The sequence below is a fragment of the Marinobacter sp. S0848L genome (assembly GCF_023016065.1).
GTDB lineage: Bacteria > Pseudomonadota > Gammaproteobacteria > Pseudomonadales > Oleiphilaceae > Marinobacter.
Genome location: NZ_JALKAQ010000003.1, coordinates 103,740 through 117,563 on the forward strand (window position 1 = coordinate 103,740; position 13,824 = coordinate 117,563).

11 protein-coding genes are annotated in these 13,824 nt (G+C 58.7%); all 11 read left to right on the forward strand.

From position 1 onward, the window contains the following. Positions 1-13 precede the first annotated feature (13 nt). The 11 genes from tssC to vasI all read left to right on the forward strand — a co-directional run bounded on the left by tssC (position 14) and on the right by vasI (position 13,819). On the forward strand, positions 14-1,495 hold the full coding sequence (gene tssC / locus MWU64_RS05575; protein WP_133007098.1) for a type VI secretion system contractile sheath large subunit: 1,482 nt from the start codon (positions 14-16) through the stop codon (positions 1,493-1,495). Positions 1,496-1,498: 3 nt separating this feature from the next. Then, positions 1,499-1,936: a type VI secretion system baseplate subunit TssE gene (gene tssE, locus MWU64_RS05580; protein ID WP_114335282.1), complete on the forward strand. Its 438-nt coding sequence runs from the start codon at positions 1,499-1,501 to the stop codon at positions 1,934-1,936. A gap of 81 nt (positions 1,937-2,017) precedes the next feature. Next, the gene (gene tssF, locus MWU64_RS05585) at positions 2,018-3,790 is read left to right on the forward strand and encodes a type VI secretion system baseplate subunit TssF (protein WP_247062316.1); all 1,773 of its coding nucleotides are present in this window, start codon (positions 2,018-2,020) and stop codon (positions 3,788-3,790) included. After that, positions 3,754-4,770 carry a type VI secretion system baseplate subunit TssG gene (gene tssG / locus MWU64_RS05590; RefSeq protein WP_247062317.1) on the forward strand — a complete coding sequence of 339 codons (1,017 nt, stop codon included), beginning with the start codon at positions 3,754-3,756 and terminating at the stop codon, positions 4,768-4,770. The genes tssF and tssG overlap by 37 nt, the downstream gene beginning before the upstream one ends. Before the next feature lie 15 nt (positions 4,771-4,785). Beyond that, positions 4,786-6,108 (forward strand): type VI secretion system-associated FHA domain protein TagH, encoded by a 1,323-nt coding sequence (gene tagH, locus MWU64_RS05595; protein WP_247062319.1) that lies wholly within the window; start codon positions 4,786-4,788, stop codon positions 6,106-6,108. Continuing rightward, complete coding sequence (gene tssJ / locus MWU64_RS05600) at positions 6,108-6,641, forward strand: type VI secretion system lipoprotein TssJ (RefSeq protein ID WP_247062321.1); 534 nt, start codon at positions 6,108-6,110, stop codon at positions 6,639-6,641. Before tagH ends, tssJ begins: the two co-directional genes overlap by 1 nt. Beyond that, positions 6,641-7,975, forward strand: a complete 1,335-nt coding sequence (gene tssK / locus MWU64_RS05605) for a type VI secretion system baseplate subunit TssK (RefSeq protein WP_114335287.1) — start codon at positions 6,641-6,643, stop codon at positions 7,973-7,975. The genes tssJ and tssK overlap by 1 nt, the downstream gene beginning before the upstream one ends. 3 nt (positions 7,976-7,978) lie before the next feature. Continuing rightward, complete coding sequence (gene icmH / locus MWU64_RS05610; protein ID WP_247062331.1) at positions 7,979-8,800, forward strand: type IVB secretion system protein IcmH/DotU; 822 nt, start codon at positions 7,979-7,981, stop codon at positions 8,798-8,800. Positions 8,801-8,810: 10 nt separating this feature from the next. Continuing rightward, a complete protein-coding gene (gene tssH, locus MWU64_RS05615) occupies positions 8,811-11,438 on the forward strand; it encodes a type VI secretion system ATPase TssH (protein ID WP_247062341.1) in 2,628 nt (875 codons plus the stop codon). Between the two features lie 177 nt (positions 11,439-11,615). Then, positions 11,616-13,181, forward strand: coding sequence for a sigma-54-dependent Fis family transcriptional regulator (locus MWU64_RS05620; RefSeq protein ID WP_247062682.1), 1,566 nt, complete (start codon positions 11,616-11,618; stop codon positions 13,179-13,181). Continuing rightward, positions 13,178-13,819 (forward strand): type VI secretion system-associated protein VasI, encoded by a 642-nt coding sequence (gene vasI / locus MWU64_RS05625; protein WP_247062343.1) that lies wholly within the window; start codon positions 13,178-13,180, stop codon positions 13,817-13,819. Before MWU64_RS05620 ends, vasI begins: the two co-directional genes overlap by 4 nt. Positions 13,820-13,824 lie beyond the last annotated feature (5 nt).

Here is a 13,824-nt window from a genome sequence, read left to right on the forward strand (position 1 = left end):
GAAGGGATGTGGTATGTCTGATACTGCTGTGCAGCAATCTGCTGCCTCCGAATCCGTGGCAGAGGGCTCTCTGCTTGACCAGGTTATGGCCAACAGCCGCATGGCACCGGCTGACGAAGGTTACGATGTCGCACGCAAAGGCGTTGCAACGTTTATTGCCAACCTGCTAAAAAGCGACGAAAAAGGCCAGCCGGTCAACAAAGCTCTGGTAGACCAGATGGTGGTAGAGCTGGACCGCAAGATCAGCGCGCAGATGGATGAAGTTCTGCACGCCCCCAAACTGCAGGAGCTGGAATCTTCCTGGCGCGGCCTGAAACTGATGGTCGACCGCACCGAATTCCGTGAAAACATCAAAGTAGACATCCTGCACGCCACCAAGCAGGAACTGCTGGAAGACTTCGAATTTGCTCCAGACGTGACCCAGACCGGTTTTTACCAGCACGTATACTCGGCCGAATACGGCCAGTTTGGTGGTGAACCTGTTGGCGCTATCGTGGGTAACTACGCCTTCAGCCCCTCTACGCCCGACATGAAGCTGCTGCAGTATGTGTCGTCCGTGGGCGCGATGGCTCACGCACCGTTCCTGTCTTCCGTGGCTCCGTCGTTCTTTGGCGTGGACAGCTACCAGGAGCTGCCGGCCATCAAGGAACTGAGCGCTGTATTCGAAGGCCCGAAATACGCCAAGTGGCGTTCCCTGCGTGAATCCGAAGACGCTCGTTATCTGGGCCTGACTGCGCCGCGCTTCTTGTTGCGTACACCCTATGACCCCACGGAAAACCCGGTGCGCAGCTTTAACTACAAAGAAAACGTATCCGGCGATCACGAGCACTACCTGTGGGGCAATACTGCCTACCTGTTGGGCACCCGTTTGACCGACAGCTTCGCCAAATACCGCTGGTGCCCGAACATCATCGGCCCCCAAAGCGGCGGCGCGGTGGACGACTTGCCGGTGCATACCTTCGAGTCTTTCGGCCAGTTGGAAGCGAAGATTCCGACTGAAGTGTTGATCACCGACCGTCGTGAATACGAACTGGCTGAAGAAGGTTTCATCGCCCTGACCATGCGTAAGGGCAGTGACAATGCCGCCTTCTTCTCTGCCAACTCAGTGCAGAAGCCCAAGCAGTTCCCGAACACCAAGGAAGGCAAAGAAGCGGAAACCAACTACAAGTTGGGCACCCAGCTGCCTTACATGATGATCGTGAACCGATTGGCACACTACATCAAAGTGCTGCAGCGTGAACAGATCGGTTCCTGGAAAGAACGTCAGGATCTGGAGCGCGAGCTGAACACCTGGATTCGCCAGTACGTAGCCGATCAGGAAAATCCACCGGCGGAAGTTCGCAGCCGTCGCCCACTGCGCGCCGCGCAGGTTGTGGTGTCGGATGTTGAGGGCGATCCGGGCTGGTACCAGATCTCCTTGGCGGTACGCCCGCACTTTAAGTATATGGGCGCGAACTTCGAGCTTTCGCTGGTTGGTCGACTGGACAAGGATTAATCCGTGTTCGGCGACACAGCCACTGACGGCGTTCGCAACACCGGCAGTCTGTTCGAAAGGCTTGAACAGGCTGCCGCCCCCGCAGGGCAGGGCATGGGAGAAGTGACCCATGTGGTGGAATCCATCAAGCGCCACTTGGTGCGTTTGCTAAACGCCCACCCTGGCAACAGCGCAAGCGTTCCGGACCTGGGCTTGCTGGATTTCAACGACGCCACCTTGGGTACGCACGATCTGAGTATCCAGATTCGCGGGGCGATCCGTCAGTGTATCGAGAAGTTTGAGCCCAGAGTGAAACGGGTGGACGTGGTGGCGTTGCCGCCGGGCCCAAACCCGTTGCAGTTGAAGTTTCAGGTCACGGTTTATCTGAGCGTCACGGGAAGTGATGACAGAACCACGATCGATCTGGTGTTGGATGAAAAGCGGTACTACCGGATAGCATAAATCCGAGTGGTTAAAGGCAAGGATGAGAGCGGTTGGATAGCCCCCCTACTAACCGCTCGGAGCCAGACTGGTGCAGTATTTATGAAGTTGAATCGGTTCTACAGGGATGAGTTGAGCTTTTTGCGGTTGCAAGGCAGGGAATTTGCCGATGCACACCCGCAGCTCACCCGATTTTTATCCGAACAAAGCACCGACCCAGACGTAGAGCGCCTTCTGGAAGGCTTTGCCTTCCTGACCGGCAAGCTGCGCGAAAAAGTGGAAGACGAATTCCCGGAGCTGACGCACTCATTGCTCAACATGCTCTGGCCTAACTACCTGCGGCCCGTGCCCAGCTGCACCATCATGCGCTTCGACCCCCAGCTACATGCGATCAGCGAACGCCAACGGGTGGAACGCCATACCGAAATCAAAAGCCGACCCGTGGGTGAAAGCACCCGTCAAACCCAGTGCCGTTTCCGTACTTGCCGGGCTGTGGATATCTTTCCCGTCAGCGTGGCAGAAGCCCACGCCGAGCATTCCCGCGAAGTGTCTTCAGTGTCGGTCGATCTGGCCCTGCACACCGACCAGCCACTGAACCAACTGGGCATGGACAGCCTGCGTTTTTATCTGGGGGGCGACAACCACACCGCGGAAACTCTGTACCTGTGGCTGAATCACTATCTCAGCCGTATGGAGCTAGTTGTGGGCGACAGCGTATACAGCCTGCCCACATCGTTACTCAAACCGGTCGGCTTTGCGGCAGATGAAGCCATGCTGCCGTATCCGAAAAATGCTTACTCCGGCTACCGGATTATTCAGGAGTACCTGAGCTTCCCCGAGGCGTTTCGGTTTATCGATGTCGCCGGATTGAAGCAGCGCCTACCCGGAGTTCAGGCCGACGAGATCAGCCTGCGCTTCCACTTTAGCCGTATCTTGCCGCCGGACACCCGAGTCACCCGGGATTCCCTGCAGCTGTATTGCACGCCAGCGGTGAATTTGTTCAGCCACGAAGGCGAACCGGTGGATTTGAACGGTCGTGAAACCGAGTACCGGATTTCGCCGTCCAGCCGCTGCCCCGAGCACTACGAAGTGTTCAGCATCGAACAAGTTGAAGGCTGGCTGGAAGGTCGCTCGGGCCGGGGCGAACCTCGTTTATACACGGCGTTTGAGAGCTTTCAGCATGAAGTGGAACGGGACCGTGGCCGCACCGCGTTGTATTACCGCGTGCGCACCCGCGAAAGCGTTCGGGGCGATGGCTTTGATCACTACATCTCCTTCGTGCGCGCCGACGAATCCGACTGCCTGAATCGCCAGGAAGCGGTTTCGTTAACGCTTACCTGCACCAACCGGCAACTGCCGCAACAGCTGGCGGTGGGTGAGATCTGCATGGCCACCGAAACCACACCGGCCTTCGCTTCGTTCAGCAACATTACCCGGCCCACCGCCACTCTGCGACCCACGTTGGATGGCAGTTTGTTATGGACGCTGATTTCCAACTTGTCTCTGAACTACCTGTCGATGCTCGATGTGGATGCCTTGCGCACCGTGCTGCGGGTATACGACTTTCGGGCACTGGTAGATCGCCAGGCTGAGCGGGTGTCTCAGAAGCGGCTGGCGGGCATCAGCGACATCAGCACGCAACCGGTAGACCGGATGGTGCGTGGTTTGCCGGTGCGGGGTATCCGGTCAGTGCTAAAACTCGACCAACAGAATTTCGCCAGTGAAGGCGATTTGTACCTGTTTGGCACGGTGTTGAGCCAGTTCTTTGCGCTCTACGCCAGCATTAACGCCTTTCACCAGCTGGAAGTGGTGAATACAGAGAATCAGGAACGGTACACATGGACGTTACAGCAAGGTCAGCAGCCGCTGATGTAGCCGGGCTGGAACCCGTTCTGGGCAACGCGCGGCGCTACAGTTTTTTCCAGCTGGTGGATTTGATTCACCGGCACCATGGCGATGATCTGGAACGCTCCGGCTCGGGTGATTCAGTGCAAGAGCGCATCCGGTTTTCCGCCTCAGCCGGGCTGGGGTTTCCGGGCAGTGATGTGGTGTCGGCGTTATCGCCGGAGCACGAGCATGCGCCCTACCAGATGGAAGTGAGCTTTCTCGGATTACACGGTTCCCAGTCGCCGTTACCGGGGTATTACCTGGAGGATCTGGCGTGGGAAGCGGGCCAGAATCTGGGCGTACGCCGGCATTTTCTGGACTTCTTTAACCACCGCTTGGTGACCCTGTTTCACCGGGCCTGGCGCAAGTACCGCTATTACATTCGATTTCAGCCGGGTGCCAGTGACGGGTTTTCGGAACTGGTGTTTTCCCTGACGGGGCTGGGTGATCGCCGCCTCCGGGAGGCCACGCCGGTGAACTGGTCGAAAATGCTGGCGTATGCCGGTTTGATGGCGGGGCGTAGTCGGTCTCCGGAAGTCGTCAGCGGGATCGTTGCTCATTGCTTTGATCTGGATGATGTCAGTATTGAACAGTGGGTGCTACGAAAAGTGGCGATCGCAGAAGACCAGCAAACTCGTCTGGGGCAAGCGAATGCCAGCCTCGGCCATGACACGTTGTTAGGGTCGAGCATTCGGGACCGCAGCGGCAAATTCATACTTCGGCTACGTAACCTGAGCCGACAGCGCTTTGCCGATTTCCTGCCCAACGGTGCTGAGCATGAACGGCTGGTTAAGTTGGTGGAGTTTGCCACACGGGAGCAGCTGGCCTATGACCTTGAGCTGGAAATGCGACCGAAAGACATACGGCCCATGCAAATGGGGCAAGAGGTGCGTTTGGGGTGGAATTCGTTCGTGACGCCAGAGCGGGCGAGCAAACGCCCCGCTGTTCGAATCCAGATCAGACGTTAAGGCAAGGAGCCAAGAGTGACCACGCAAACAGCAGAATTAACCTTGGTGATCACCAACCCCACGGAAGCGGGAGGTGGTGCCAACATCGAACACCGTTTCAGCGCAACCGGGGGTTCGATAGGCACCGCGGCCAACGATACCTGGCGTTTATCGCCTCACCGTACCGGTGCGGTAGCGGGGCATGCCGAGGTGCGTTTTCTGGATGGCGGTTTCTGCCTGATCGATCGCAGCGGCCGAACCTTTATCAACAGCAGCACCCAGCCCGTAGGTCGTGGACGGCGAGCGCGCCTGAACCATGGCGATACCGTCAGCATTGGCCGGTACCAAATCCGGGCGGAGTTGCAGGGTGGTTGTTCAGGGCGAAGCGAGTTGAACGAGCCCAGCGCCGAAGATCATCGGTTGGTGAATGTGGATGAAGGCGACTTGCTGCGATCTAGTCAGCGCCAGACGTTGCCGGAAGGCCGCGAGCCTTTGGCGGGGCTGAAAAACCCGGCCGACGCGCCTCAAAGTAACGACCCACTGGCCCCTTGGCAGAAGCCAGAGGCATCGGATGAGCAATCAACGCCAGAACTGCTGGCCAGCGAGGAGCGTTGGTTTGCCGGTTCTACTGATGTGGATGAGGAATATCGGGAAAACCGGGATGTGGCGATGGGGCTACCGGTGAACCGCACGGCCCGCAATCAGAGTGATCAGGAAAAGGAGCGACAGGGAATGTCAGACACCAGAGCACCCATCCGGGATGCCAGCCGTCAGCACATCAGTGGGGCGCCCTTATTGCGAGGGCTGCAGGCGAATATTGAATTTACCGACAGCGAAGACATGCAGCTGTTTCTGGAAGAAGCCGGGCAAACCCTGAAAGCCGTGGTGGATGGCTTGCTTACGCTGCACCAGAGCGAAGATACCCGGCATCAGGCGCTGCGTACCCGCTTGCAGCCCCTTGAAGACAACCCGCTGCGACTGGGAAACGATTACCACGGCACCATTCAAACCCTGTTTGCCGCCGAACGTAGCCCGGTTCACCTATCTGCGCCTGCTGCGGTGAGAGAAAGCCTGGACAGCTTGAACCACCACCAGCGGGCCACGCAGGAAGCCATTCGCGAAGCCTTGGACGCGATTCTGCATGCCTTCTCGCCGGAGGCCTTGCTGAGAAGGTTCCACGGATACCGCCGTGGGCTCAAGGACAACGAAGACGAGGGCCGTTGGGCCTGGGACATGTATCAACATTACTACCAAGAACTTAGATCCAGTCGTCAGCAGGGTTTTGAACGTCTTTTCCAAGAGGTATTCGACCAGGCTTACGACCAACACTTGCGCCAATTACAGAGGGAGAATGGCTAGTGAAGTACTGCAAATGGAGCTTGCTGACGATGGTTATGTTGCTGGTGGGGTGCAGCACCCCCTACAACGCCGTTACCAAAACCGCCAAAGTGTTGTGGGACCCCGATATTCCTGTGGGCTACCCGGAAGATCAGCCCAGCCGGGTAGACCTGACCATGCTGGCCGAACCGAGCGTCAACCCGAACCAGTCATTGGCGCCCACGCCGATCGCGTTTCAGATTATTGAACTTCGCGACAGTTCGCTATTGATGGCGGGTGATTTCGACCAGTTACTGAATAACCTGGAAGACTCGTTGGGTCGCAACTACGTGGACCACAGCGACTACACCCTCGTACCGGGCCAGTTCAAGTTTGTGGAGCCGTTCGAGATCAGCGAAGACACTCGGTTTATCGGTGTGATTGCCTTCTACGCGTACCCCAACTTATCGCAGTGGAAAAAGGTGGTGAAGGTCGACCCCATTGGTGGCAACTACCATTTGCTGGTCAACCTGCGAGAGCGGGAAGTAAAACTGACACGTTCGGATGAAAGCTGATGGCTGTTAGCAATCGAGTGGTCTGGAGTGATGGTCTGTTCATCAAACCACAGCACTTCCAGCAGCAACAACGGTATCTGGAGCATCAGATCAACGAGCGCGCGCTGGCGGTTTCGGACTACCTCTACGGCTTCAGTGATCTGGAACTAAACGCCGAATATCTGAGTTTTGGCCGGGTGGGTCTGGTGCGCGCTACAGGATTGTTCCCGGACGGCACGCGCTTCAATCTGCCGCAAGACGACGTGATGCCAGAGCCTTTGGAAATTACCGATGCTTCGGTGGCCAATCAGGTGGTGTATCTGGCGTTGCCTCTCGGGAGTGATTCCTTGGCGGAAGTGGAGTGGCCGGATGCGCCGGTTGCCGGGCGCTTCAGGGCGTTGTCTGTGGAAATTCGCGATTTGCACTCCATTGATGGCGATGCTCACAGCATCGATGTCGGGCGAGTCGCACCGCGCTTGATGCTGGAGCGTGAAGATCGCAGCGCCTACGCGGCCTTGGCCATTGGCCGAATTCTGGAGAAGCGGCCAGACGGCAGTTTGGTGATGGACCCTAACTTCCTGCCCACCATGCTCAGCGTGCGTGCAGCGCCTCGCTTGCAGCGATTTGTCGGCGAAATGGCCGGTTTGATGCAGGAGCGTGCCCGCAACATTGCCGAGCGAGTAGGCGCGCCGGGGCAGGGCGGTGTCGCCGATGTCTCCGACTTCATGTTGCTGCAAATGCTGAACCGTGCGCACCCTAAATTCATGCATTTGGCACGCTTGCGTCAGTTGCATCCCGAGCGGTTGTACGAAGCCTTGCTGGAGCTGTGTGGCGAGTTGGTGACGTTTACCGATGAAAGCCGTATGCCGAGGGAATACACCCCCTATGATCACGATCTGCCCGAAGGCTGTTTCAGCCCGCTGATGCAGGTGCTGCGACAAGCTCTGAGCACCGTGCTGGAGCCACGAGCCTTGTCGATTGCCCTGCAGCAGCGTCAATACGGACTGACGGTGGCACCGGTTCAGGACGGTCAGCTGATCAAGGATGCCGAGTTCATTCTGGCCGTGAAGGCCGATATGCCGCTGGACGACCTGCGCAAGCAATTCACCCAGCAGTGCAAAGTGGCCTCTGTGGAAAAAATCCGCGACCTCATCAGCTTGCAGCTACCGGGTATTCCGCTGTCGGCTTTGCCTGTGGCACCGCGCCAGTTGCCGTATCACGCCGGCTTCGTGTATTTCCGGTTAGATGACCAAAGCCAGGCCTGGCAAATGCTCGATAACGCCAGCGGGTTTGCCTTCCACGTAGCAGGCAGCTATCCGGGGCTGGAAATGCAGTTCTGGGCAATCAGGAGCTAAATAATGACCAATGCACCGGTAATGGATCGACCAAATACCACCACGGACACGGGTGATAGTGCATTCAGTGAGTTGTTGTTCGCGGACACCGATAACACTGGCCGCCGCACCGAGTTGGGTGATACCCACTTTCAGCTGCGCGGACTGGAAGAAAATCGACTGATTGATGCCAGCACACCGTTGTTGGGGCTGGTCATTCGGGTTCGTCGGCTGGCCGATTTTCACGATGTCGAAAGCCTGTACCAGCAGGTCGTCGATGAAGTGGCGGCCATTGACCGCGAATTGATTGAACAAGGTTATGAGCGGCCCATCGTGGTGGCCTATCGTTACGTGCTCTGTGCCTTTATCGATGAAGCCGTATTGGGCACCGACTGGGGCGCACACAGCGTGTGGTCGCAGCATTCTTTGCTTTCGCGTTTCCACAACGAAACCTGGGGCGGCGAAAAAGTGTTCGCAATTCTGGCGCGCATGGAGAAAGAGCCGGAACGCTACCGTGACATGCTCGGCTTCATCTATCTGTGCCTGTGTCTGGGCTTTGAAGGCCGCTACAAGGTCATGGAAAGCGGCCGTGATGAGTACGAGCAAATTGTTCGCGGGTTGTACGAACAGCTGCGTGATTTGCGCGGAGATCGGGACCCGAAGCCGCTGGCCGATGCCTCGGAAAACGTCGTGCCGGCACGCAACCGTTTGCGAACGGGCTTGCCCATCTGGCTCATCACCGGCGCGTTTGCCGCGGCCATGGTCGGGATTTATCACTTGTATAACGTAGCGCTGAACGAACGCATCAGGGATGTGCTCAGCGTACTGGAACAACTACCGAAATAAGGACATCACTGTGATTCGGGTAGAACTACCGGCGCTGATCGGGCGCCTTAACGAGATTTCCCGTCAGGCTCTGGAAGGGTCTGCCGCGCTGTGCATCAGCCGACAAGGGGCGGAAATTACGCCGGCACACCTGCTGTTCAAACTGCTGGAAACGCCGTTTTCCGATGTGCGTCAGATTCTCGAACAAACCGGTATCAACCATCAGCAACTGCAGCCTCTGGTGGGCGACAGCCTGAACGGCGAGCCACAAAGCGCCGAGCCATACCCGTCCTTTTCACCCTTGCTGGTGGAACTGATGCAGGACGCCTGGTTGCTGGCCTCAACCGAACTCGGCCACAGCGAATTGCGTTCTGGCGCCTTGTTCTTGGCGTTGTTGATGAACGCCGACCGCTACCTGATGCCACGAGTTGCTCAAGCCTTGGTGGACATTAACCGTGAACAACTGCGTAAGCAGTTCGACCGGGTAACCGAAGGCTCTGTGGAACGCCCACAGCTGGCAGAAAACGGTGCGGCCAAGCCAGCGACCGAAGCCGACATGGACCCGCTCACGCGTTACGCCACAGACTTCACCAAGCTGGCTCGGGACGAAAAACTCGACCCCGTGGTGTGCCGGGATGCCGAAATCGACCAAATGATCGATATCCTTTGCCGTCGCCGCAAGAACAACCCCATTGTGGTGGGCGATGCCGGTGTGGGTAAAAGTGCGGTGGTAGAAGGGCTGGCCCTGCGGATTGTGAGTGGCGATGTGCCGGACCGCCTGAAAAACGTTGAACTCTGGACCCTGGACATGGGCGCGCTGCAAGCCGGTGCCTCGGTGAAAGGCGAGTTCGAAAAGCGCCTGAAAGGCGTCATCGAAGCGGTCAAAGGCTCTGCTACCCCGATCATCCTGTTCATCGACGAAGCCCATACCTTGATTGGCGCGGGTAACAGCGAGGGCGGTTCAGACGCCGCTAACCTGTTGAAACCCGCACTGGCCCGTGGCGAGCTGCGCACCATTGCCGCCACCACCTGGCGCGAGTACAAAAAATACTTCGAAAAAGACCCGGCCCTGAGCCGCCGTTTCCAGCCCGTGGCGCTGGACGAGCCCACGCCGGGTGAGGCTGTTCACATTCTCCGTGGCCTGCGCACCGTCTACGAAAAAGCCCACAAAGTGCTGGTGGCCGACAGCGCCTTGAAAGCCTCCGCTGAAATGTCTGCCCGATATCTGGCCGGCCGCCAACTGCCGGACAAAGCCATCGATGTACTGGACACCGCCTGCGCCCGCGTCAGCCTGAACCTGAGCACCCCGCCACGCCGGCTAAGTCACGTGCGCAGCGAACTGCACCAAATGGCCATGGAACAAGACCTGCTGAGCCGGGAACACACGCTAGGCCAAGCGGTCGATAATGAACGAGAGCAGGCGCTGGAGCAGCGCTTTGCCGAGCTTACCGCTGAGTCCGAAGCCTTGGAGCAAAGCTGGAACGACCAGCGAGAGCTGGTGGCCCGTTTGGTCGAAATCCGCGAACAACTGCTCACCGGAGAAGTGTCGGAAGCTCCGGAAGCAACGGCCGACGCCGACAACGAAGAGCGCCCGGACCTGAAAAGCGAAGCCGCAGCCATCGAACAGGAACTGGCGGAACTTCAAGCCGACGAACCGCTGGTTCACGCCCGCGTGGATGCCCGCCAAGTGGCTGAAGTGATCGCCGATTGGACCGGCATTCCGGTCAATCGCATGACCACTGACGAGCTGGAAAAAATCACCCACTTGCCGGAATACCTGCAGGCCCACATCAAAGGCCAGGACACCGCTATCGATTGCCTGCACCAGCACCTGCTCACCGCCCGCGCCGACCTGCGCCGGCCCGGCCGCCCCATGGGCGCCTTCCTGCTGGTTGGCCCAAGTGGCGTGGGGAAAACCGAAACCGTGGTACAACTGGCCGAACTGCTCTACGGCGGCCGCCAGTTCCTAACCACCATCAACATGTCTGAGTACCAAGAGAAACACACCGTTTCCCGCCTGATTGGCTCACCCCCGGGGTACGTTGGCTTTGGCGAAGGCGGCATCCTCACCGAAGCCATCCGTCAGAAACCCTACTCTGTGGTGTTGCTGGACGAGGTCGAAAAAGCCCACCCGGAAGTCCTCAACCTGTTCTATCAGGCTTTTGACAAAGGCGAACTGGCAGACGGCGAAGGCCGGTTGATCGATTGCAAAAACGTAGTCTTCTTCCTGACCTCCAACCTTGGCTACCAAACCATCGTTAACCACGCTGAAGAGCCGGAAAAGATCGAAGAGGCGCTTTACCCGGAACTGGCCAACTTCTTCAAACCGGCCTTGCTGGCGCGCATGGAAGTGGTGCCCTACCTGCCGTTGGGCGAAGACACCCTCAACCGCATCGTGGGCGATAAACTCCAGCGCCTTGCTGACCAAATCACGGCCCGCTACCACACCGAAGTGGCGCTGGAAGACGGCCTGGTAGAAGCCATCCGCAGCCGCGCCACCCGAAGTGAAAACGGCGCCCGGATGCTGGAATCGATCATCGAAGGTGAATTGCTGCCACCGGTATCCTTGGCGCTGCTGGAAAAACTGGCGGCACGAGAGCCGGTGACCAAGGTCACCTTGGGGGTGAACGACGGAAAGTTCACCGGGGTCGTTGCCTGACGGCCTATAGAAACGGAGCGTAGCCTGCGGGGTGGCTTTCCAAAACCCTGCGGAGCCATGGATGGCGGAGCGGAGCGTACAAGGATGTATTCACAGCGTGTTTTGGAAAGCCACCCCGCAGGATGCGCGGGCGACAATCTCCTAAGTCATTGTTCTGGGGTAGAAAGCATGGGACGGATGCAGATGGAACTGCACACCGGCATAGAACTGGCGGTAGCACTGATCAAGCAGGACACACTCCCTGCCTTGCTCGACACAGCCACCCGCCAACTCGAAAGCGCCTTTGGCCTCAGCAAATGCTGGGCGCTAGAACTCGACCTCAGTGGCCGAACACTCCACTGCGGCCAGCTAGGTGATGCCAGCGAATTCGACTGTGGCGACTTCAGCCACCCCTTCGCTCACGTACTGCAAACTGGTAAGCCGCGCGAACTCACCCGCGCAGCCAGTTACCGGCTTGACCACACCGGCTTCCAAACCCTGTTCGAACACAGCGACCGCCCCAGAAGCTTCTGGCTCGAACCACTCACCGGCGCAGACGGCCGCACCCTTGGCGTACTCGCCCTGTGCGGTGACCACGACGACTGGCAAAGCATTATCGGCCAACCCTTGTACACCGGCCTGAAACAACTGCTGGTGCATCAATGGATCAGCCAACTGCAAACCCGTGACCAAGTCTGGCAGCGGCGCATGCTTAAACGCTCGCTGGACCACCTGCACGATGCCGAAAGTGTACGCCAGCGCTGCCAGCAACTGTCCCACACATTGGTGGGCAACTCCGAAGCCATGACCAACCTCCGGGCACAAGTCGTGCGCGCGGCCAGCAGCCAGCTGTCGGTACTGATCCAGGGTGAAACCGGTTGCGGGAAAGACGTGGTTGCCCGAGGCATTCATGACCTATCCGAGCGGGCGAAAGGCCCGATGGTCGTGGTGAATTGCGCCGCCATCCCCGACACTCTGCTGGAAAGCGAACTGTTCGGCCACACCAAAGGCGCCTTCTCCGGTGCCGATCAAGCCAAAGAAGGGCTATTGGCGCAGGCCAACGGCGGCACCCTGTTTCTGGACGAAATCGGCGACATGCCCATGGCCCTGCAATCGAAATTGTTAAGGGTTCTGGAAAGCCGGCAGTTCCGCCCCTTGGGCGCTCGGGAAGAACAGTTTTCAGACTTCCGCTTGGTGGCCGCAACCCACCAACCGCTGCAGCAAGGCATTGATGACGGCCTGTTTCGCCGGGACCTGTTCTATCGCCTCAGCCAGTTCCCGCTGCGGGTGATTCCGCTGCGCGAACGGACCGACGATCTCGAAGCGTTGAGCCGGCATTTCATCCGGCTCTACGTTGAGCGCGAAGGCAGTGGACCGCTGGGCATCAGCAGCCACGCGTTGAAGCGACTGGCAGGCTATGGCTTCCCCGGCAACGTGCGGGAATTGCGCAACATCATTGAGCTGGCCTGTCTGCAAACCGCCGCCAACGGCGACATTCAACCCGAAGCACTGCGATTGGATGATCTGCTGATGGACGCCGGGCACGCCGCCCCTGCGGTCGCAGACGTGGCGACGATTCCGGGCATCCCCGTGGCTGAGGAAATTCGGGATCTGAAAGCCGCCGCACAAGCATTCGAGGCCGCCATCATTCGGGAACGCCTGCAGCAATACCGCGGCAACCGGGCCCAGGCCGCCGAGAGTTTGGGTTTACCCAAGCGAACACTGGCCCATAAATGTCTGAAGTATCAGGTAACCGACGTATGACCCTGAAAGACCAAACCAGAGCCCACTTACTCGGCCTCGCACTAGTGCTGATGAGCAGCGCCGGGCAAGCGGATACCCGCCTGAGCGATGCTCAAGCCTGCACCGAAGAAGCCAATCGGCTGGCCCGCTTGGCGTGCTTTGATGAGGTGTTTGATACCCCACTGGCTCGATACGAAGCCGGCGCCAGCGACGCGGTTATTAACCAGCCCGAACGTTGGCGCCAGGCCTTTGCGCAAGCGGGTCAAAGCGATGCCAGTGGTCCGATCTACCGCGATACCGGCTCGGTCGCCGGACACATGGTAACGGTAGCCGCTTTGGGGGCTCAGCCTCCGCGGCCGGTGCTGACACTCCAGTGCCACAACAACATCACGGAATTGACGGTGATGTTGCCGAAACCGATCAGCCGGGAGCGTGTAGATGTTGCGCTGGCATCGGCACCCGGTCAGTGGCGAGTGCGGGATGAAGGGCTGGTGGTGAGTGCTGGCCGTGGCCTGCCGGCAATACGTGCGGTGCTTGATATCGTACACCAGCCAGATGTTCGTATTCAGGCAGACGTACCGGAGCTGGATGGCTTGTTGTTTGACCTGACCGGTTACCGCGACGCCATTCGCCCGCTGCGACAAGCCTGTGGCTGGTGAGGAGA